Source organism: Aliagarivorans taiwanensis DSM 22990 (assembly GCF_000429505.1).
Taxonomy (GTDB): Bacteria; Pseudomonadota; Gammaproteobacteria; order Enterobacterales; family Celerinatantimonadaceae; genus Aliagarivorans; species Aliagarivorans taiwanensis.
The window spans coordinates 1-21,318 of record NZ_AUBZ01000045.1 but is presented as its reverse complement, the minus strand read 5'-3'; the positions used below and the strand labels follow the sequence as shown (position 1 = coordinate 21,318).

22 protein-coding genes are annotated in these 21,318 nt (G+C 53.4%); 13 read left to right on the top strand and 9 right to left on the bottom strand.

Annotated elements, in window-relative coordinates:
• On the bottom strand, nt 1–1,089 hold the full coding sequence (gene aroC, locus G462_RS0118060) for a chorismate synthase (RefSeq protein WP_026960238.1): 1,089 nt from the start codon (nt 1,087–1,089) through the stop codon (nt 1–3).
• A 65-nt stretch (nt 1,090–1,154) separates the two neighbouring features.
• Nucleotides 1,155–2,084, bottom strand: a complete 930-nt coding sequence (prmB, locus tag G462_RS0118055) for a 50S ribosomal protein L3 N(5)-glutamine methyltransferase (RefSeq protein ID WP_026960237.1) — start codon at nt 2,082–2,084, stop codon at nt 1,155–1,157.
• A gap of 58 nt (nt 2,085–2,142) precedes the next feature.
• Between prmB and smrB the strand changes: the two genes are divergently transcribed.
• On the top strand, nt 2,143–2,673 hold the full coding sequence (smrB, locus tag G462_RS0118050; protein WP_026960236.1) for an endonuclease SmrB: 531 nt from the start codon (nt 2,143–2,145) through the stop codon (nt 2,671–2,673).
• A gap of 13 nt (nt 2,674–2,686) precedes the next feature.
• Here smrB and G462_RS0118045 read toward each other — a convergent pair whose 3' ends face one another.
• Nucleotides 2,687–2,899, bottom strand: a complete 213-nt coding sequence (locus G462_RS0118045) for a DUF1107 domain-containing protein (RefSeq protein WP_026960235.1) — start codon at nt 2,897–2,899, stop codon at nt 2,687–2,689.
• Nucleotides 2,900–3,064: 165 nt separating this feature from the next.
• Nucleotides 3,065–3,535, bottom strand: a complete 471-nt coding sequence (gene sixA, locus G462_RS0118040) for a phosphohistidine phosphatase SixA (RefSeq protein WP_026960234.1) — start codon at nt 3,533–3,535, stop codon at nt 3,065–3,067.
• Nucleotides 3,536–3,779: 244 nt separating this feature from the next.
• On the opposite strand from sixA, the gene G462_RS0118030 reads away from it, so the two are divergent.
• The 7 genes from G462_RS0118030 to G462_RS0118000 all read left to right on the top strand — a co-directional run bounded on the left by G462_RS0118030 (nt 3,780) and on the right by G462_RS0118000 (nt 11,308).
• On the top strand, nt 3,780–6,566 hold the full coding sequence (locus G462_RS0118030) for an insulinase family protein (protein WP_026960233.1): 2,787 nt from the start codon (nt 3,780–3,782) through the stop codon (nt 6,564–6,566).
• Nucleotides 6,567–6,815: 249 nt separating this feature from the next.
• Nucleotides 6,816–7,754, top strand: a complete 939-nt coding sequence (gene phnD, locus G462_RS0118025) for a phosphate/phosphite/phosphonate ABC transporter substrate-binding protein (protein ID WP_026960232.1) — start codon at nt 6,816–6,818, stop codon at nt 7,752–7,754.
• Between the two features lie 88 nt (nt 7,755–7,842).
• Nucleotides 7,843–8,637 carry a phosphonate ABC transporter ATP-binding protein gene (gene phnC, locus G462_RS0118020; RefSeq protein ID WP_026960231.1) on the top strand — a complete coding sequence of 265 codons (795 nt, stop codon included), beginning with the start codon at nt 7,843–7,845 and terminating at the stop codon, nt 8,635–8,637.
• On the top strand, nt 8,637–9,443 hold the full coding sequence (gene phnE, locus G462_RS0118015) for a phosphonate ABC transporter, permease protein PhnE (protein ID WP_026960230.1): 807 nt from the start codon (nt 8,637–8,639) through the stop codon (nt 9,441–9,443). Before phnC ends, phnE (G462_RS0118015) begins: the two co-directional genes overlap by 1 nt.
• A gap of 11 nt (nt 9,444–9,454) precedes the next feature.
• Complete coding sequence (gene phnE, locus G462_RS0118010; protein WP_026960229.1) at nt 9,455–10,267, top strand: phosphonate ABC transporter, permease protein PhnE; 813 nt, start codon at nt 9,455–9,457, stop codon at nt 10,265–10,267.
• A gap of 171 nt (nt 10,268–10,438) precedes the next feature.
• Nucleotides 10,439–10,843, top strand: a complete 405-nt coding sequence (locus G462_RS0118005; protein WP_026960228.1) for a YeeE/YedE family protein — start codon at nt 10,439–10,441, stop codon at nt 10,841–10,843.
• 9 nt (nt 10,844–10,852) lie between these two features.
• A complete protein-coding gene (locus G462_RS0118000) occupies nt 10,853–11,308 on the top strand; it encodes a DUF6691 family protein (RefSeq protein ID WP_026960227.1) in 456 nt (151 codons plus the stop codon).
• Nucleotides 11,309–11,317: 9 nt separating this feature from the next.
• Here G462_RS0118000 and G462_RS0117995 read toward each other — a convergent pair whose 3' ends face one another.
• Nucleotides 11,318–12,259, bottom strand: a complete 942-nt coding sequence (locus G462_RS0117995) for a sensor domain-containing diguanylate cyclase (protein ID WP_026960226.1) — start codon at nt 12,257–12,259, stop codon at nt 11,318–11,320.
• Nucleotides 12,260–12,534: 275 nt separating this feature from the next.
• On the opposite strand from G462_RS0117995, the gene G462_RS0117990 reads away from it, so the two are divergent.
• Both G462_RS0117990 and G462_RS0117985 read left to right on the top strand, forming a co-directional pair.
• A complete protein-coding gene (locus G462_RS0117990) occupies nt 12,535–12,813 on the top strand; it encodes a hypothetical protein (protein WP_026960225.1) in 279 nt (92 codons plus the stop codon).
• A gap of 134 nt (nt 12,814–12,947) precedes the next feature.
• Nucleotides 12,948–13,856 (top strand): SMP-30/gluconolactonase/LRE family protein, encoded by a 909-nt coding sequence (locus tag G462_RS0117985; protein WP_026960224.1) that lies wholly within the window; start codon nt 12,948–12,950, stop codon nt 13,854–13,856.
• Between the two features lie 43 nt (nt 13,857–13,899).
• Here the strand turns inward: G462_RS0117985 and G462_RS0117980 are convergent, their stop codons facing one another.
• Both G462_RS0117980 and G462_RS0117975 read right to left on the bottom strand, forming a co-directional pair.
• Entirely contained in the window at nt 13,900–14,214 is a 315-nt protein-coding gene (locus tag G462_RS0117980; protein ID WP_026960223.1) for an AzlD domain-containing protein, read from the bottom strand.
• Complete coding sequence (locus G462_RS0117975) at nt 14,214–14,936, bottom strand: AzlC family ABC transporter permease (protein WP_026960222.1); 723 nt, start codon at nt 14,934–14,936, stop codon at nt 14,214–14,216. The genes G462_RS0117980 and G462_RS0117975 overlap by 1 nt, the downstream gene beginning before the upstream one ends.
• Before the next feature lie 233 nt (nt 14,937–15,169).
• Between G462_RS0117975 and G462_RS0117970 the strand changes: the two genes are divergently transcribed.
• Together G462_RS0117970 and G462_RS0117965 are read left to right on the top strand one after the other, a co-directional pair.
• Complete coding sequence (locus G462_RS0117970; RefSeq protein WP_026960221.1) at nt 15,170–16,201, top strand: efflux RND transporter periplasmic adaptor subunit; 1,032 nt, start codon at nt 15,170–15,172, stop codon at nt 16,199–16,201.
• The gene (locus G462_RS0117965) at nt 16,198–19,278 is read left to right on the top strand and encodes an efflux RND transporter permease subunit (RefSeq protein WP_026960220.1); all 3,081 of its coding nucleotides are present in this window, start codon (nt 16,198–16,200) and stop codon (nt 19,276–19,278) included. The genes G462_RS0117970 and G462_RS0117965 overlap by 4 nt, the downstream gene beginning before the upstream one ends.
• Before the next feature lie 138 nt (nt 19,279–19,416).
• Here the strand turns inward: G462_RS0117965 and G462_RS0117960 are convergent, their stop codons facing one another.
• The gene (locus G462_RS0117960) at nt 19,417–19,962 is read right to left on the bottom strand and encodes a PEP-CTERM sorting domain-containing protein (protein WP_169720186.1); all 546 of its coding nucleotides are present in this window, start codon (nt 19,960–19,962) and stop codon (nt 19,417–19,419) included.
• A 402-nt stretch (nt 19,963–20,364) separates the two neighbouring features.
• Nucleotides 20,365–20,976 carry a hypothetical protein gene (locus tag G462_RS23305; protein ID WP_051326842.1) on the bottom strand — a complete coding sequence of 204 codons (612 nt, stop codon included), beginning with the start codon at nt 20,974–20,976 and terminating at the stop codon, nt 20,365–20,367.
• A gap of 63 nt (nt 20,977–21,039) precedes the next feature.
• Between G462_RS23305 and G462_RS0117950 the strand changes: the two genes are divergently transcribed.
• Nucleotides 21,040–21,318 (top strand): IS3 family transposase (locus G462_RS0117950; protein WP_026960218.1); only part of this gene is annotated, 279 nt, incomplete at its 3' end.

The window sequence follows — 21,318 nt, the reverse complement described above, 5'->3', positions numbered from 1 at the left end:
TTAACGCAAAACCGGTGTCTCGGTCTGCACGTGGCCGTTTTGACCACGCTGACGCAGGCTGTGGTCCATCAGCACAATCGCCAGCATTGCCTCGGCGATCGGCACGGCGCGAATGCCCACACAGGGGTCGTGACGACCTTTGGTGATGACCTCCGCACTCTGGCCTTGCTTATCAATGGTTTTACCGGGAACGGTAATCGATGAGGTGGGCTTCAGCGCGATGTGCGCCACAATGTCCTGACCAGAGGAGATGCCGCCCAGCACGCCACCGGCGTGGTTGCTGGCAAAACCTTCTGGATTTAACTCATCGCGGTGCTCACTACCACGTTGGTTTACAACGCCAAAGCCATCGCCGATCTCCACGCCTTTCACCGCGTTGATGCCCATTAAGGCGTGGGCAATATCGGCATCGAGGCGATCAAACACCGGCTCACCCAAGCCCACTGGCACGCCAGAGGCAACCACGGTGAGTTTGGCACCAATAGAATCGCCATCTTTTTTCAGTTGGCGCATGTATTCGTCGAGTTGCTCAAGTTTACTGGCATCGGGAAAGAAGAACGGGTTCTGCTCCACTTGCTCCCAGTCGACAGTTTCCGCTTCAATCGGGCCGAGTTGACTGAGGTAGGCGCGGATCTCAATGCCAAAGGTTTGCTTGAGGTATTGCTTGGCAATCGCACCGGCGGCAACCCGCATTGCCGTTTCGCGTGCCGACGAGCGGCCGCCACCGCGGTAATCGCGCACACCATATTTTTGGTGATAGGTGTAATCGGCATGACCCGGGCGGAACAGGTCTTTAATTGCCGAATAATCTTTGGAGCGCTGATCGGTGTTCTCAATCAACAGGCCAATCGAGGTGCCAGTAGTTTGCCCTTCAAACACACCGCCAAGGATGCGCACTTCATCGGGTTCGCGGCGGGCGGTGGTATAGCGGGAGGTACCAGGCCGGCGGCGATCCAGATCGTGTTGAATCATCGCCTCGTCGATCTCGACGCCCGGAGGGCATCCGTCGACAACACAACCTAGCGCAGGGCCATGGCTCTCGCCGAAGGTCGATACCCTGAATAATTGGCCAATACTGTTTCCCGCCATTCCAACTTCCTTTATTACTTGTATGCGTTAATTTGTTGCCTGCAAAAGCGCTTCAATGCGTCGACTTACTTAAATCCGTCAAACTGAGCGGCTACGTCGACCAGCTGCTCGCGGCTAATGGCGAACACACCGTGTCCACCGTGGGCAAACTCAATCCAGGTAAAGGGTACCTCAGGGAACTGCTCGGATAAATGAATTTGGCTGTTGCCCACTTCAACAAACAGCAAACCACCCGGATTCAGATGATCAGCGGCATGCGCCAGAATATGCTTGGTTAGCTCTAGGCCGTCGTTACCCGAGGCAAGGCCAAGCTCTGGCTCGTGGTGGAACTCGCTAGGCAAGCTTGCCATATCTTCTGCGTCCACATACGGCGGATTGCTCACGATAAGATCGTAGCGTTGGCCGGTTAACTGTTTAAAGCCATCCGATTGCAGCGGGATCACCTGCTGCTCCAGACCGTGGTCCTGGATGTTGATCTCAGCCACTGCCAGCGCATCTTCAGAGATATCCACTGCGTCCACTTCCGCCTCTGGGAAGGCGTAGGCACATGCGATGGCAATACAGCCGCTGCCGGTGCACAAATCCAGCACTCGGGCAGGCTCGTTCACCACCCAAGGCTCAAAGCGTTGCTCAATCAGCTCTGCGTATGGCGAGCGTGGTACTAACACCCGCTCATCAACATAGAACTGCAGGCCGGCAAACCAACTCTGGTTGGTCAGGTAAGGCACTGGGGTGCGCTCGTGTACCCGGCGCACGATCAGCTCCACCAAATGCTGACGCTCTTGCTTGGTCAATCGCGAGTGGCGAACACCCGGATCGATGTCCAACGGCAAGTGCAAACTTGGCAGGATCAGCTGTACCGCTTCATCCCAGGCGTTGTCCGTTCCGTGGCCATAGAAGATGCCCGCGTCGTTAAAGCGACTTACCGCCCAACGCAGCATATCCTGAATGGTATGAAGCTCTTCAACGGCTTCTTCAATAAAGATCTTTTCCAAACTGGCCTCCAGATTCAGTACAATGCCCGCTGTTGCGAGTCTAGCACCGAGAGAAATGATGACAGATCCAAAAGACGATACCTTTAACAGCTTTCAAGAAGCGATGCAGGGAGTTCGTCAGATAAAGCAGGATAAAATAAGTCCTGAGCGACAGCGAATCAAGCAAAAACACACCCAAGCCCAGCAGCAAAAGCAGCGTCGGGCAAAGATTGACCAAACCAGCTTCTTTTTCTCGGATGAGTACCACCCTCACCTACCTTCAGAGGGGCCAATGCGCTGGCATAGCGATCAGTGCGATCCTTTTGAGCTGAAAAAACTGCGCCGCGGTGACTATCCGCCAGAGATCTTTCTGGACTTGCACGGCCTGACCCAACAGCAGGCCAAGTTGGAAATCGCCGCGCTGTTAGTAGAGTGCCAACAACAGCACTACCAGGTGGCCTCGATTATGCACGGCCATGGGCAACGAATACTGCAATCGGCGGTACCGCGTTGGCTGGCCCAACATCCCGAAGTATTGGCCTTTCATCAAGCGCCGAAGGAGTACGGCGGCAACAGCGCCTTGTTAGTGTTGTTACCCTTGAAAGAATAGCGGCGAAAGCGGCCTAGGCCGCTTTGTCGTCGTTGAACTTATCGATTTGCTGGTTCACTTCCGCAACCGTTGAGCGGTGTTTCTCGGTAGTGTGATTAGGTAGGTTGAATAACTTGCCGTTGTCGAACTGATAAGCCCCACGGCCCTTGATGTAGATACGTCCTTTGAAAAAAGCCTTCACATAGCGGGCTATTCGTCGCGGCGAATAGCGGGAAAATATTTTCATTATTGCGTCTGATTCTTCTAATAGTGCGGATTAATTTATCAGCGAAAGTGCCGCCCTCCTAAGCAAAGCTCACCCGTGGTGTTATTTCCGTCTTAGAGATCGCACTTCTATGATTTTATCTGACCCGGGGGGAACTCAATAAGTTTCACCGCACTTCACAGGCGCTTAATTGTTAAGCATGTAGGGATGAGTTACCGCCACCAAGGTCGGCTCTTCGTTAAGATCGACTTGCGCGATAGCAGCGGTGCTAAACAGCGGAGAGCCCGCGCCGGGGCACAGCGCCTCTACCAGATAGCCAACCAGCGGTAAATGCGACACCACGATGATATTGGCGTCGGTATGCTCTCGCGCCAGCTCTTCAATCAAACCGGCCACCGACACCTCGTCGCCGGAGGGGATCAGCTCTTCCATGGGAATCACCTGCTTACAGGCTGGCAGAATATCCTTTAACACCTGCCAAGTCTGCTGCGCACGCATATAGGGGCTCACCAGGGCATAATCGAGAGTGTCAATCTGCTTGGCGAGCTGAAGGCCCATGTTTGCTACGTCTTGTCGGCCCTGCTCTGTCAACTCGCGCTTTGCATCACTACTGGCGTACATTTCCGCTTCGCCATGACGCATGATAAATACTTGCATATCGCTGCACCTAACTAAATCTGCCTACTATCATCATAGCCCGAACGGCAAATGTAAATAACAACGGTCAATTGTTGTTAACATTGCAATCAACTGCCACCATGATTAGACCAAAGTCGGGGGTTTCTGGTTCGTGTTTTTCATCGATCTTGCTGAAATAAGTGAAAAAATCTGTCGCGATTAGATTGCAAGAAGCGAGTGGCCGACTGATAATCATTTGATTGCGCAAATTGCGGAGGGAACCTTGCGACTCAGCCCGAATGATCACAAACAGTATCTTCATTTACACTTGGATAACCAGATCAAAGTGTTGCTGGTCCATGATCCCGAAGCGCAAAATTCCGCTGCGGCCTTAGCCGTCAATGTCGGCCATTTTGATGATCCATCAGAGCGTGAAGGCCTCGCGCATTTTCTCGAGCATATGTTGTTTCTTGGGACCGAGCACTTCCCCAAGCCGGGCGAATATCAAGAGTTCATCAGCCGCCACGGTGGCAGCAACAATGCCTGGACCGGCACGGAACATACCAACTACTTTTTCGACATCGACACACCGTTCTACGAGCAGGCACTGGCGCGCTTTAGCGCGTTTTTTATCTGCCCCACCTTCGATGCCGAACTGGTCGACCGCGAGCGCCAAGCGGTTGATTCCGAATATCGACTCAAACTAAACGACGAAGCGCGTCGCAACTATCAAGTTCACAAAGAGACGGTCAACCCCGCCCACCCCTTCTCCAAATTCTCGGTGGGCAGCTTGGATACCCTCTCAGATACGCCAGACAGCCAAGTGCGCGATGACCTGTTAGCCTTCTATCAGCAGCACTACTCCGCCAACTTGATGAGCCTAGTGTTAATCAGTGACCTACCGCTGTCGGAACTCGAACGGCTGGCGTTGCAGTTCTTTGCCGTGATCCCCAACCATGATTTCACCAAGCGCGAGTTGCCTCCCCTGTATCTCGAGGAGCACCAGAGTGTTGGCATCTGTATCGAACCGCAAAAAGAGTTGCGTAAACTCACCCTAAGCTTTGCCTTCGATAACATGATGCCGCTGTATCGCTGTAAGCCACTGACCTACTTGTCTAATTTGATTGGCTATGAAGGGCATGGCAGTTTGATCGCCAAGCTGCGTCATGCCGGTCTCATCAATGCCATGGCGGCAGGTGGTGGCGTGAGCGGCAGTAACTTCAAAGAGTTTTGTGTCAGCTTCAACCTCACCGAGGAAGGCTTGGGCTACATCGACGATGTGATCGAAAGCTGTTTTGCCTATTTCCAGCTCATTGCGAAAGAAGGGATGCAAGACTGGCGCTATCAGGAAAAATCCCAGGTCATGCAGCGCGCCTTCTCATATCAAGAGCAAAGCCGCCCGCTGGATTTAGCCTCCCACCTGGTGATGAACCTGCAGTACTACCCTGAGGAAGATGTAATCTATGGCGATTACGCCATGGAGCAGTTCGACGCGGAGTTAATCAAGGCCTGTCTGGGCAAGCTCACCGTAGACAACATGCGCATGACCTTGGTGGCCAAGGGCATCATGCATGACCAAGTAGCCAAGTGGTATCACACCCCCTACAGTGTGCGCGAGTTCGGTGACGACCAACTGGCGCGCTGGCGTAATCCAAAACCTCTGGAAGGCGTAGCGCTGCCACCTGCCAACCCCTTTATCAGCTTCAACAGCCCGCAGCTGGAGAGCGTGGAATCTGCTGCGGCGGTGCCGCAGTTGTTGGTCGAAGAAAGTGGCTTTCGGCTGTGGCTGGCCCGTGAGAGCGAGTTCAAGGTGCCCAAGGGGCATCTTTATATCTCTATTGATTCAGCGTTTGCGGTTGCCTCGATTCGCAACATCGCCTGCACTCGTTTGGTGGTGGAACTGCTGCTCGATCACCTCAGCGAGATTACCTATCAAGCAGAGATTGCCGGCATGGGCTACCAGCTCTATGCCCATCAAGGTGGCTTTACCCTGCATCTATCGGGTTTTAGCGACAAGCAAGTGACCTTGCTGGAGATGATCCTCTCCAACCGCCGTTTCGGTTACTTTGATGAAAAGCGTTTCGCTGTTATCAAGAAACAACTTCTGCGCCACTGGCGCAACCAACAGCAAGCCAAACCGATCAATCAGCTGTTCAACCAGCTAAGCGCCCTGCTACAGCCGAATAACCCGCCGCCTGCTGAACTGCTGGAGGCCTTGGATGATTTGGAGTTAGTGGAGCTGCCCACCTTTATCGATCAGCTCTATCAGCATGTGCACCTCGAGGTGTTGGCCTACGGCAACTGGCCGAGCGAGCAAATCGAGCACTTGGCTGATTACATCAAGCAAGAAGGCGCCCCCTATGCCATTCCTACCAACGAGACCCCGCGTCAGTTGGTAAGCATTCAGGGTAAAGGGCCGCTGCTCTATCAGGTGGATTGCCAGCAAAGTGATGCAGCCTTGATGATCTACTACCAAAGTGCCGGCTGCGATGCGAAAGATATCGCTTTGTTTACCCTAACCAATCACATTATGAGTTCGCCGTTCTTCCATGAGCTGCGTACCCGTCAGCAATTAGGCTATATCGTCGGTAGCGGTAACCTGCCGCTCAACCGCCACCCCGGTTTGATCTTTTACGTGCAATCACCCCATGGCACGCCACAAACCCTGCTCGATGCGATCAATGAGTTTCTCGACGAGTTCCCGGTGCTGACCTTCCAACTCAGCGATCTGCAGTGGCAGCAAAGCAAACAAGGGCTGGTCAGCCAAATCCTCGAGACCGAGAGCAATATGCGCACCCGCGCGAAGCGCTTCTGGACCAGTATCGGCAACAAAGACTATCAGTTTTGCCAGCGCGAACGGGTTGCCAAAGAGGTGTTAGCACTTGAGCGTGCCGAGGTGGTGAAATTTATGGTCGAGCTCAAGGGTAAACAGCGCGACAGGCTTATTGTTTACAGCTATGGCCAAGAGGGCGAACCAACACCGATCCAAGCCCACCCCCATGAAGCCGGTAAGCATATCGATGAGCGTCAGCAATTCCATCGCTCCAGCGGGCGCTTTATCTACAACTGACCGCGGTCACATTTTAACCAACAAGCTCGCCGCGGTTAAATATCAACGCGCCATCACTTTTTCCTCAACACCCAATCAGGTTTGACCAGATAGGCAAGCGCTCGCCGCAATAATTATAAAATATTCGTGATTTCATAAAGTTACACTCACCTCGCGTACATATTTCTGACATCTAACTGACGCATATCTGTCATATCAGCCTTCTATAGTCCGCGCTGCATTTAAACTAAATCCGCAAAGGACACTCGAATGAAAAAGTTTGCGTTAACTCTGGCTGCGCTAGCAGTATCTGCAACCACCGCAGCTTCAAGCCTGGACGCTCGCTACCAAGATACCTCTGGCAACCTGACTGCTGATCTGCCAAGCGCGTCGCAACAGGTTGATCCAAACACCCTGATCTTTGCCTACACCCCGGTTGAAGATCCTGCGGTATACGCCGACGTATGGAGCGATTTTCTGGCTCACCTGAGCGAGAAAACCGGTAAAGATGTGCGCTTCTTCCCCGTTCAAAACAACGCCGCGCAAATCGAAGCGATGCGCGCAGGCCGCCTGCACGTTGCTGGCTTTAACACTGGCTCAACCCCACTTGCCGTAAACTGCGCGGGCTTCGTGCCTTTCACCATTATGGCTGCTGAAGACGGCTCATTTGGTTACGAAATGGAAATCATCACCCACCCAAGTAACGGCATCGATGCGGTTGAAGACCTGAAAGGTAAAAAGGTGGCATTTACCTCGCAAACCTCGAACTCAGGCTTCAAGGCGCCTTCAGCGATTCTGGATGCAGAGTTTGGCATGAAGCCAGGCGATGACTTCGACACGGCCTTCTCGGGCGCTCACGACAACTCGATTATCGGTGTAGCTCATCGTGACTACGACGCTGCGGCCATCGCTAACTCAGTCATGGGTCGTATGCTCGACCGTGGCGTAGTTAAACAAGAAGACATCAAAACCATCTACACCTCACAAACCTTCCCGACCACGGCTTACGGCGTGGCACACAACCTAAGCGAAGACCTGCAGAACCAGATCCGCGATGCATTCTTCAGCTTTGATTGGGAAGGCACCAAGCTACAAGAAGAGTTCACCCGCAACGGTGAAGCGCAGTTCATTCCAATTACTTACCAAGAACACTGGGAAGTGATTCGCACCATCGATACGGCAAATGGTGTGTCTTACACCTGTAGCTAAGCCGCATTAGCGCGTAATACGCCGCGGCCCCGGTCGCGGCGTTGTTATTAGTAAATAAAGGTCAGCTGAAACTGACAGGAAAGACCCAATGGCCACTTTGCAACTAAAGAATCTGAGTATGCACTACTCAGCCAAAGACAAAGCACTTACCGACGTAACCATCGACGTTCAAGCAGGCGAAATCGTCGGCTTGATCGGACCGTCTGGTGCTGGTAAATCCACCCTGATCCGCTGTATCAATCGCCTGAACAATCCGACCAATGGGCTGGTGCTGTTTAAAGATCAGGATCTCACCAAACTCGGTGGCCAAAGCCTGCGTAAAGCGCGCAGAAAGATAGCAATGATATTCCAGGAATACGCCCTGATTGAGCGCCTAACCGTGATGGAGAATGTGCTCTCAGGCCGCCTTGGCTACGTGCCGTTTTGGCGCAGCCTGCTACGCAAGTACCCTGAGCAAGATATCCAACAAGCCTATGCCCTACTCGACCGGGTTGGCCTGCTAGAGCATGCTGACAAGCGCGTTGATGCGCTCTCAGGAGGTCAACGTCAACGCGTCGGTATCGCCCGCGCACTGGCACAAGACCCAGAGCTGCTGCTGATTGACGAGCCCACCGCTGCGCTTGATCCGCGCACCGCCCGTCAGGTGATGCGCCTTATCAGCGAGATCTGCAGCGAACGAGGTCTGCCCGCCATCATCAACATCCACGACGTCAATCTAGCCAAGATGTTTGTGAAGCGGATCATCGGCCTGCAGCAAGGCGTGGTGGTATTCGATGGCAAGCCCCAGCAACTGGATGACTCGGTGCTTACCCTGATCTACGGGGAAGAAGACTGGAACCAAACTGAGCAGCAAGAGCTCGAGACACTGCGGGAGATTGCGTAATGCAGTCAGTGTCAAACTACCCCACTACCTGGCGCAAGCCGCCACTGATTAGTAAACCCAGCATTCGTTACGGCCTGTGGCTGTTGGCTGCGGTGTATCTGTTTTTCGCCTTTGATTCGGTTGAGGTCAACTGGCAACGGGTATGGGAAGGCGGCGAGCGCGGTTGGCGCTTTGTCCAGGCTTTTCTCAACCCTGACTTCACCAGCCGCTGGAGCAATATTGTCGATGGCATCTATGAGAGCCTGACCATGACGCTGTGCGCCACGGTTGCAGGTGTGATTTTGTCGATCCCGTTCGGCTTGGGCTCGGCGCGTAACCTGGCACCCACGCCGGTGTACCTGTTCTGTCGCAGCTTTATCGCCATCGCCCGTAGCTTTCAAGAGATCATCATCGCGATTCTCTGTGTGGCCTTGTTCGGCTTCGGCGCCTTCGCCGGTTTTGTCACGCTGACCTTCGCCACCATCGGCTTTCTAGCCAAGCTGTTTGCCGAAGAGATAGAAGAGATCGACCCCGCATCGCTCACCGCCATGCGTGCTACCGGCGCTAACTGGCTGCAACAGGTGAACTATGCGGTGCAGCCGCAAGTGATGCCTAGGCTGATTGGTCTTAGCTTGTACCGCCTTGATATCAACTTCCGTGAATCAGCGGTGATCGGCATCGTTGGCGCTGGCGGTATCGGCGCGACCTTGAACACCGCCATGGACCGCTACGAGTATGACTCGGCCGCCGCGATCCTATTGATGATTATCCTGTTGGTTATGTTGGCAGAGTTTGCCTCTGGCCAGATCCGTAAACGCATTCACTAGGGGCATCGCCAATGTTGAACATCAATGATTACCCCCAGCAGTGGGAAAAACACAGCCGCACTCAGCGACTGTTACGCTGGCTAGCATGGCTGTGGTTTGTAGTGCTGTGTGCATTTTGCTGGCAACAGATGAACCACCAGACACTGTGGTACTTTGTCACCGACGCGCCCAATCAACTCGCCGATATCAGCTCACGTATGTGGCCTCCCCGTTGGTCATATATGGAGAGCCTGTGGCAACCGCTATGGGACACCATTAATATCGCAACCCTTGGTACCGCGCTCGGTGTAGTGATGGCGATCCCAGTGGCCTTTTTAGCCGCGCGCAACACCACGCCTAGCCAGCTGCTGGTTCGGCCCATCGCGCTGTTTGTGATTGCTGCCAGCCGCTCGATTAACTCGCTGATTTGGGCGCTACTATTGGTCGCGATCATGGGGCCCGGCCTGCTCGCGGGAATTATCGCCATTGCACTTCGCTCTATCGGTTTTGTGGCCAAACTGATGTACGAGGCCATCGAAGAGATCAATGCTACCCAGGTGTCGGCCATCACAGCTACTGGCGCAAGCCCTATGCAGATCCTCGATTACGCGGTAGTTCCACAGATTATGCCGACCTTTATCGGCACCACCATCTTCCGTTGGGATATCAACATCCGTGAATCCACCGTGTTGGGTTTGGTGGGCGCTGGCGGCATTGGTTTGCGTCTGAATGAATCTTTGGCAACACTGGCATGGCCGCAGGTGTCACTGATCTTTATCTCGATTCTGGCGACCGTGGTGTTTTCCGAGTGGGTTTCAGCGCGTTGTCGTAAGGCATTTATCTAACAGACAAGCGGTGCCAATTTGGCACCGCTTTACTTTTTACCCTTGCAGAACGACTTCGCTTGTTTCCTCACTCTTTTCACGCCTCTCCCAGTCGGACCTTATTAAATTAGTATTGCCTAATATTAAACTGTCGCTATAATTCCAATATTAGCTTTATCTAATGGTAATATCATGACCTTGAATTCACTCCTTCCAGCCCTGCTGGGTGGCGCCTTGCTCGGCCTCTCCGCTGTGGCCTTGTTGCTTTATACCGGCCGCATTGCCGGTATCAGCGGTATTGTCGCCAGCCTGTTAAGCAAAGGCTCGCTACGCGGACCTTGGCAGCTTTGGTTTGCTGGCGGCATGTTGCTTGGGGGCAGTATGGCGGTGCTGGCTGGCGTTCCATTGCCAGCGGTGACAGTGCCACTACCTATTGCGGTTATCGCCGGTGTGCTGGTCGGTATTGGCAGCCGTATGGCCAATGGCTGCACCAGCGGCCATGGCATCTGCGGCATCGGCCGGCTATCGCTGCGCTCCATTGTAGCTACCACAGTGTTTATGCTGTGTGCCATGATCACCGCAACCCTTATTCACTAGGAGCTAACGATGAATGCAAAGCTTATCGCCCTGTTATGCGGGGTAGTGTTTGGTCTGGGCATGATGATCTCAGGTATGGTGAACCCTAACAATGTATTGGGTTTTCTTACTCTTTCTGCGAGCTGGAATCCGAGTCTGGCCTTTGTGATGGGTGGTGCGCTGGCAGTGTTTATACCGGCCTACCAGTGGCTGATAAAACCGCGGGTTGACGCATCAAAGACTGCACTTACCGGCCAGCCTCTGCAGCTACCTGCAAATAAGCAAATCGATGGCAAGTTGCTGGCGGGCGCGTCTCTGTTTGGGATTGGTTGGGGTGTGGCGGGGATCTGCCCCGGACCGGGATTGACCATGTTAATCAGTGGGCAGCCACCGGTTTGGGTGTTCTTTGTCAGCATGCTGGCAGCCATGTTTGCTTATCAGCGGTTAATCGAGCCGCTATCTCGCGCAACCAAATCTAGCGCCTAGCATTTATTGCTAGGCAAGCTCACGCTGAGAGTTATCTGAAGCGCTCGACAGCACCACCTGATTGCGCCCGGCATGCTTGGCGCGATAGAGCGCCGCATCGGCTCTGCCAAACACGCTGTCCGAGCTATCGGTGGGTGACAGTTCTGCCACGCCAAAGCTCAGCGTGATAGACATCTTCAGACCTTGGTGCATAAACACATGCTTGGCAGTCTCAACGCGGATCCGTTCAGCTACCTCCAGCGCCGCGGCACTGCCTTTACCGAGCAGCAAGATGGCAAACTCCTCGCCACCAACCCGAGCTAGCAGGTCTTCGTCACGCAAGATGGGCAGCAAGAACGGGCGCAGTTCACGTAATACACTGTCACCAGCTTGGTGACCATGGCGGTCATTGATCAACTTGAAATAGTCCACATCGAACAACAACAAGCTCCCAGTGGGGGCCTGTCCAAGCTGCATCAGGTTCAATACGCTATTCAACTGATTGAAGAAGTGTCGTCGATTATACAAGCTAGTGAGTTCATCGGTGAGCGACTGCAAACGTAGTTGCCGTTCATTTTGATATCGGCTCGACACGTTGTGCGCCATCCACAGCACCAATCGCTCACCTTCATGAAGAAAGCTAAGCGGGAACACTTTAGCTTCATAATACTGAGTCACCAAAGGGCCAATGGAGGTGTCCAAGATTTCTATATTCGCCGGGCAAAATGAGTACTCAACGGTTTGCATTCGGCCTTGCTGAAGTACTTTGCCTATTTGCTCGATGTACCACGGGTATTGGTCTTCAGGAAACACCTGCGACACATGCTTGCCTTCAAGCACCTTACCATCTTGATAAGCCTCTTGATCTACCCCACCACGCACCGCAACATAGCGCCCGGTTTCGCTAAGCACAAACACCGGATCGGGCAAGCAGGAGAACAATTCTTTGAGTTCACAGGCTGAAAAGTTCATATTCGTCCCTGAATTACTTTGCTTCAATGAGCCACGAACCTCAGGCGCACCGATCAACATCACGACAATCCATCTTAGTTATTACTGCTATAAAATCAGCTAATGATAATAAGATCAAATCAACAAATATAGGGCAAAAGCGCCATTAGCTGCTTATATATTCACCACCCACTGGTCATTTATTAATCATTCCGTGTGCGCAAATTAGGGCTAAGTCGTTGAACAGCAACCGCTCTCGGGATAGCATTACACCTCAAGCACCAGCAACTATGGCCATGTCTCAGACAATCGAACAGCTCAAACAACAGGCAACGAATGCTGATTTGGTGGCGGTGTTTAGCCATTTTGATGTCGAAGCTGGCCGCAGCTTTATCAAAACCCATCGTGTTGAGCTACGTAAACGCTTTATGGGCAACCTGCTCATTGCAAACGCTGAGGACTGGTTTGACTTTCGCCGCGCTCTGAAGAACGCCTATTGCCGGGTACAACGCAGCCAGCGCCCTGCCGGCCACCGGGTCGCTTGCCGCGGCTGTAGCAGCTGCGAACGCCGCTAAATTGACGAGTTTCTTAACAAAACCAGTGAATTACCCTGAAACAAGTTTCATTTGCAAACGGCGTATTGGTCACTGTCCATGAGCTAACTTGTTTGGCATCATAATCGCGTTATTCATCATACGGTTGCCCTTGCATGAGCACACATATTCACGCTGGTTTTCAGTTCAGCGCTCTCTCCCCGGCGTCTAACCTATTGGGCGAAGGCCCAGTTTGGCTCCCATCAGAACAGGCTATTTACTGGGTAGACATCATCGGAAAAACCCTCAACTACTACCAACCATCTAGCCAACGTTGTCAAAGCTGCCCACAACCGAATATGCTCAGCGCAGTGCTGCCTTGTGAGCCGGCGGGTCAACTGGTTGGTTTCTATGAAGATGGGATCTACCTCATTCGGGACGGGCAACGCGACGCCGAACCACTGCTTGAGTTGCTCAGCGATAACCCCGACATGCGCTGCAACGATGCTTGGGTAGCGCCTACCGGCGATATCTGGTTTGGCACCATGGATAAGGAATGTGCACGTGAGAGCGGTAACTTCTACCGACTAACGCCAAAGCTTGAGCTTCAGGCCATGCCTGGCAGTTATGTCGTGACCAATGGCCCCACCTTTGACGGCGACAATGCCTTTTTTGTCGACACTGAGCAGCGGCAGATTCTGAGAGGTCAGCTGGATGCCCAAGGCCACGTCGTGCAACTCAATCAATGGGTGGAGTTTAGTGAAGAGCAAGGACACCCCGATGGCATCGCCATCGATGCCGAGCACCATCTTTGGGTGGGCCACTGGGGCGGTGCACGACTCTCCCGTTACCGTCCGGATGGTAGCTTAGAGCGTGAGATCCCGATACCGGCGTTGAATGTCACCAAATGTGCCTTCGGCGGTAGCAAGCTCGATACGCTGTTTATTACCACTGCACGTAACGGGATGAGCGAGCAACAGCTTGCAGAGTACCCATTGAGTGGCAGCCTACTTGCTCTAAAACTTGATGATGTTCGAGGTGTTGCCTGCCCCGCCTTCTCGCTAGCCGAACACGTCGCAAGCTAAGCCTTTACTTTATACAAGGGCGTAAGCAAAAACGGCTGGGTGCCTAGCCCAGCCACTGCTTCAACCCGAAGAACAGCAACATACTCAGCACGGTGGTCAACAGCACGTTCTTGGTGGCCTTGGCCAACACAATGGCCACCAGCGCCGCCACTAGATAAGGATTGCTTAGTTTTAGGTTAAGCTCGCCCTCAGGAATAAACACCAGCGGCACCCAAAGCGCGGTCAATACCGCAGCGCTCGAGTATGCCAAGATCCCTCGGGCATGGCGATTGAGCTTGAGCGGCAATTTGGGCTCAAGGAACAAGTAGCGGCTGGTAAACACCACCAAGGTCATCAAGATAATAGCAAGCCAAATCATCAGCGCCCCCTCCCTGCTTGCTGCGCTTTCTCTAACAGGTAAGCAGACACCATCGCCAGTAAGCTGGCGAATATCAGCCCACCACTTAGCTCGATTAACTCAAACACCAGCGAGGCAACGCCCGCAATCAGCACCGCGGCGAGCACCGGCAGTGACTTTACTTGCGGGATCACCAAGGCAATAAAGGTGGCGGCGACCGCAAAATCGAGACCTAGCTCTTGTAGATTGGGGAGCTGCGCACCAGCCACGATCCCCACAAGGCTTGCTGCATTCCAACATAGGTAGAACCAGAGCCCGGCACCGAGTGCGTACCAACGGTCAAACTGCTCGGGCTTTTGCTTGCCGCACAGGGCAAACAGTTCATCGGTCAACAAAAAGCCCAATAACAAGCGCCAGCGCAGCGGCTGCTTGCTGATATGCGGGCGCATCGCCAAGCTGTAAAGCAGGTGTCGCGAGGTGACAAACAGTGTGGTGAGCAACATGGTCGAGAGGCTAGCGCCAGCCTTAAACAAGCCACAGGCCACCAGCTGGGTTGACCCCGCAAACACAATGGCTGACATCGCTTGGCTTTGAAACACATCCAGGCCACTTTCCAGGGCAAACGATCCAGCAAGCAGGCCCCAAGGAAGTACCGCAATTGACAGTGGGGTGACGGCGAGCGCCCCTTTAAGCAGCTCTCGCCAATGCGAAGCACCGAGGTCATTCTGACTATCTAAATCCATATCCAACGAAACTTGTCCTTGTTAAATCAGAGCAGCTAGTAGAGAGCTCTACACTAACGCGTTTATATAGTGTCCATCACGCAACGCCAAAGAGTTTTTTAAACTAGCGAAAATATTTCAAAACTTTGATACCTTGATGCAGTTCACTTTTTACTGAATTTCACAATATCGCGCTAGCTGCGGTCTATTAACTGATGTAATGTCCCAGCGTTCTTTTTTCAAGGGGTGTAATCATGCGTGTTCTGCTTGGCTTAGCAGCACTGCTGGCTGTAGTCGCCTCCTGGCTACTTACTGGCAAAGAGTCGGACGAACCGGTCCATCAAAATCTATCAATCAGTGTCGAAGTCACCGACGTCACAGAGCAACAGTTGCAGCAGCGATTGCACATTCTCGGCACCGTTTATGCCGAACGATCCGTCACAATTCAATCAGATGTCGATGGCCGATTGCAACAAGTCGCGGTCAAATCCGGTGAGCAAGTGGCCGAAGGGCAACTGCTGTTCCAACTCGATAACCGCCAGCAAAACGCCATTGTCGAGCGCGAGCGCGCGCGTTTGGCCGACGTCGAACGCCGCTACCGCAATCTGCAAAGCCTGCTCCCCCGCGGCGCGGTTACCCAAACCGAGGTGGAAGCCATCGAGTCAGAGCTGGCCATGCAGCAAGCCGAACTGAATCTGGCTCAAGCCAACTTGGAAGACCGGGAGATCCGCGCCCCCTTTGCCGGCCGCTTGGGCTTAATCGAGCTTAGCCCCGGCCAGTTGATCTCCCGCGAACAAGCGCTCACCACACTCGATGATGCCAGCACCTTGCGCCTGAACGCCCCAATCCCAACCCGCTACCTCAGTCAGGTGGTACCAGACAAGCAGGCCACCTTAAGTGATGCCAGCCGCCCCGACCTGAGCATCATTGCTGACTTGGTCGCCATCGACACCCGGGTGCGCGATGACAGCCTGAGCATGCACCTGATGTTTGAGCTGGACAATCAGCAACAACAACTGCCACCGGGTAGTTTGGTTAGCGGAGAGCTGAAGCTGCACTCTATGCCGAGTGTGGTGATCCCGCTACAGAGCATCGTGTACGAAGGCCACAAGCGCTACGTATACCGCCTCAATGGCGAAAATGTAGAAAAGGTTGAGGTGGAGCTGGGACAACGCAGTGCCAATCAGGTGGAAGTGATTCACGGCCTTAGCCAAGGCGAGCAAATCGTTATCAAAGGCATGGTTAAACTGCACGACGGCGCAGAGGTTGAAGTCATCCGCTCATGAGAATTTCCGATATTGCGATGTACCGCCCGGTCAGTGCGGTGGTACTCAGTTTGCTATTGATCTTGTTTGGTATGGTTGGCTACAGCATGTTGCCAGTGCGCGAGATGCCAGATATCGACAACCCGGTGATCTCCATCGGCACGCCCTATCGTGGTAGCGCGTCGTCCATTGTTGAATCGCAGATTACCAAGCCTATCGAAGACCAGCTCTCTGGAATCGATGGCATCGACTATATCTGGTCTTCTTCGTGGGATGGCTGGTCAGGCATCACCATTACCTTCAAGCAAGGCCACGATATGCTGCAGGCGATCAGCGATGTCCGCGACGCCGTAGGCCGCGCCCGCAATCGCCTGCCCGATGACATCGATGAACCTGTGGTACGTAAAAATGATGACCAAGCAGGGCCGATCCTTTGGCTAAAACTCACTGCACAACTGCAAGACCGCGTCGAGCTAAGTGACTACACCCAGCGAGTATTGGTCGAACGGCTAAGCATGCTGCCCGGTGTAAGCTCTGTGAATACCTCAGGTCTGGTTGAGCGAGTCATGTATATCGAGCTCGACCCGGTAGCCATGGCTGGCCGCGGCCTCACCACCCAAGATGTTATTCAAGCCCTTGGCCGAGAGAACCTCGAGCTACCCGCCGGCTATGTGCGTAATGACAGCCTCAATGTCGTAGTTCGCATGGAGCGCCTCTACCAAGGTGAGCAAGACTTTAAGCACCTGAAAGTGGCCGAGTACAACGACGATATCGTGCTGTTGGGCGACATCGCCGATATCTATATTGGCGCGAAGAAGGACACCACTACCTTCAAAAGTAACGGCGTAGATAACATGGGGCTAGGCATCGTACCCATGTCGCAGGCCAACCCCTTGGATGTGGTCGATGCTGTGACCAACGAGCTGGAATACCTGCGCCGCTTTCTACCCGAAGGCGCCTCGCTAGAGGTGGACTACGACAGCACTGTGTTTATCCGCACGGCTATCTTCGAGGTCTACCAAACCCTGTTCATCTGTGCGGTGTTGGTGATTGCGGTACTGTATCTGTTCCTTGGCCGGCTCAGCGCCACCATTATTCCTGCTGTGGCGGTGCCAATCTCACTGATTGCTGCATTCTCGGTGGCCTATCTGCTGGGCTACTCGATTAACCTGATCACGCTGATGGCGCTGGTTCTAGCGATTGGCCTGGTGGTCGACGACGCGATTGTGGTGGTGGAGAACATTATCCGCCACCGACAACTGGGGGAGAACGCCTTGGTCGCCGCGTTCAAGGGCACCAAAGAGCTTAACTTCGCGGTAATTGCCACCACTGCGGTGCTGGTGATGGTGTTCCTGCCGCTGCTGTTCCTGCAGGGCAAGATCGGCGATATGTTTGCTGAGTTTGCAGTGCTACTGTCTGCCTCGGTGGTGTTCTCCTCCATCGTCGCGCTGACCCTCACGCCGGTGATGGCTGGCAAGATCTTCGAGAAAGAGATCGGCCGCCCAGCCTTGGTGTGCCGCTGGGTAGACCAAGCGATGATCGCCCTGCGCCGCCACTATCGCAGCGTGCTAACTAAGCAGCTACAGTACAAATGGTTAGCTCCCCTGCTACTTACCTTATGTTTCGCGGGCCTCTACTACAGTTATGGCCAACAGCGCTCGGAGTTCTCCCCCCGCGAAGACCGCTCAGTGGTGAATGTCTATATCGGCGGCCTGGAGGCCACCAGTTACGACCGCATGCTGATCAGCATGCAAGCCATCGAAGACCGCCTGCTTCCCTTGCTCGATGGCCCGGTGCAATCACTAAACTGGTCAGCACCCGCCTTTGGCTCTTGGGCCGATCACCAAGGCTTTGTGATTCTGGTGCTCAAGGATTGGAACGAGCGTGAAGAGAACGCCGCCGATGTGGTCGAGATGGTGCGCGAGCTCACCCGTGATGTCACCGACGTACAGATCCATCCCTACCAGCCTGGCTTTGGTGGCGGTATGGGTGAACCAGTCCAGTTTGTGCTGCAAGGCGATGACTACGATGAAATCTTTGTCTACGCCAAGCAGCTCGAAGAGTTAGCGCGCCAAAGCGAGTTCATGCGCGACCCCAAGCTTGACTACAACCCCAGCACCCCTGAGATGCTCGTGCATGTGAACCGCTCGGTGGCACAGCAGCTCAACGTCAGCATGGACGCGATTGGCAACACCCTTGAGGTATTGCTCGGCGGTCACAGCCAGACCCGCTTTAGCGAACGCGGCGAAGAGTATGATGTGTATTTGCGCGCCGACGAAGAGCACTTCCAATCGCCCTCGGATTTCGCCAAAGTCTATGTGCGCTCAGAAAACGGTGCATTGGTCTCGCTGGCCAACCTGATTGAGGTGGAAGAAGTGGCCTCGGCACGCGGCTTGTTCCACTACCAGCGTAAAAAGTCGATTAACCTCAAGGCCAACCTTGCCGACGGTGCCACCTTAGGTCAGGCACTCGAGTACTTGAACGAACAAGCAGAGCAAATCCTCCCCACCGGCTTCACCTACGCCTATGCCGGCGAGTCGAAGGACTACTACGACAACCAGCGCGAAATCGGCCTGCTGTTCTTGATGTCGCTACTGGTGTGTTATCTGGTATTAGCCGCGCAGTTCGAGAGCTTTGTTAGCCCCTCGATTGTGATGCTGACCGTGCCGCTTGCCCTGCTTGGGGGATTAGTAGGCCTACTTATCAGTGACGAAAGCTTCAACATCTACAGCCAACTTGGCATGTTGATGTTAATTGGCATGGCGACTAAAAACGGCATTTTGATTGTAGAATTTGCCAATCAATTGCGCGATCAGGGCCAAGATACCCTGTCCGCCATCGTCAATGCTGCCGAGCAACGTTTACGGCCGATTCTAATGACTGCACTCACTACCCTGCTGGGCTCTGTACCAATGCTGCTAGCCAGCGGTGCAGGCTCGGAGACCCGCTTTGCGGTTGGGGTGGTGATCTTCAGCGGCATGGCCTTAGCGACCTTGGTAACGTTGTTTGTGATTCCAGGACTTTACGCGCTAATTGGCGGGCTAAGCTCGTCACCGGAAGCGCGCGAGAAGCTGCTTAAAGAGCAACTCGGTCACTAGTTAACGCTCTAAAACTACATAAAACAAAGGCCACATCTGTGGCCTTTGTTTATTAACGCCAGTTACGCTGATACTTGTTCGAAACTAAGCTGCGTTCTAACTCGCACCTAAGCCTCGCCTAATCAATCAAATAGCAAATCAAGCTCTACGACGACGGCCAGCAAACAGGCTAATCAGGCCCAGCGACAACAGTGCAATGACGCCCGGCTCTGGCACGCTAGCGCTTGGTGCTGAAAATGCCACCTTCGCGGCGAAGTCACCATTTTGATCACCGAAGGTCATGGTACCCAAGCTATCTAGCAGGGTGAACTCCTCGCCCGCCAACATCGCGCTGATATCGTCCACGTTAATCACGCTGGTAAAAAAGCCCAACAGCGTATTGGTGGTATCGTTAAGCGCATCCGCCGCATTTTCAAAGGCATAAAAGGTATCAAAGTCCTCTGTGCGCGTAGACAAAAAGTAGGTTCCCGTGTCCTGCCAAGTCAGACCGGCGATATCAACGCGGTAACCCACGCTCAAATTGCTGGTGCGCCGGGTGTAATCCAGATTATCGACATCGAAGGTCAAGCTATACATCACGCTATCTCCGACCTGGATATCGATATGATCGGGCGACGACTCCAGCAAACCACCATCCTGCTCCAAATGCTGCACATAACCCTCAAAATCCAACGTAATGGGCATAGCCCACACATTCATGGAAACGAGAGCAGCCATCAGTACTAAAAGTCCTTTTTTCACTGTAGTTAACACCTGTCTTGAGTAAGTGCACTAGCCTAAGCAGGAATAAGGCCACGATCTCTGAAACTGGTTACATTTTTTAATGCAGCCACATATATTATTGTTATTATTCATTTTATAAGATTGTCAATGACTTGGATTTAGAGGATTTGAGCCGGTCAAACTAAAACTGTTAAATTTTTTGACAGTAAAAGTAAATTGTTTAGCTATTGATGAGAGCTGTTGGGAGTGATCTACTTCCGCACTTCCAACAGCTAAAGGTGCTCAGTACTCTCAGAACTTCCTTAGTATTCGAATACCGACTTTACGTCCTTTAACATAGCAGGAAGCCGAAATAGGAGCTAACTACGCGCTACTGAGCCAGCGCTTGGCTGCACCCATTCCTTGAACGCGCTGTTGGTGATGGCAGACCTTGTAGCGCAGCAGACTGGTATCTCTGCCAACTACGCCGCCAAAGTGCTTCTCGAGACCGGTGGTAAGCTCAAGCCAGCATTGATGGTCGATGTTGAGCCGCTCCAAGATGGGGCTGGTCGTGGCGTCGATAGCACCACGCTTGTCTTCGCGAATAACCCGCCCCGTCATATCCACCAGTGCCAAGTAATCAGCCAAGGAAAATGGCAGACCATCGGGCATATCCTTGCGTGGATTACCAACAAATGGGCATAGTTGCTTGGGCTGCTCGCCTTTCCTGGCCTTCTCGATACGCTTTTTCACGCTGGTGTGAGCCGAGTTTTCTGGGGTATCCGCAATCTTGGCCCGAATCGGATTCAAATCCACGTAGGCCATACATGCTGCTACGGCGGCTTCATCTAACAGCGCCTGAGATTTAAACCGGCCCTCCCAAAAGCGACCTGTGCAGTTATCTTCTTTATTGGCTTGGCGCGCAATCGACTCGTTAAGGTGGCGCATAAACCAGCTGATATCGTACAAACGCTGGCGGTAGACCTGTAGTGGCATAGTGAATTTGGCCACCTGAATAGACGAAGTGATAGACTCACTTCCGGACAAAAGGTGGTAGAAATGAAGAACACAAGACCGACATTCAGCGCAGAGTTCAAGTTAGAAGCCGCTCAGCTGGTAACGAAGCAGGGCTACAGCGTAGCCGAGGCAGCAAGCGCTATGGGCGTGAGCGACTCAGCCATGCGTAAATGGGTAAACCAGCTGCGACAGGAGAAGCAAGGCGTATCCCCTAAAGGCTCACCGCTAACCCCCGAACAACAGCGGATCCGCGAGCTGGAGAAGAAACTCCGCCGCATTGAAGAAGAGAATACCATTTTGAAAAAGGCTACGGCTCTCTTG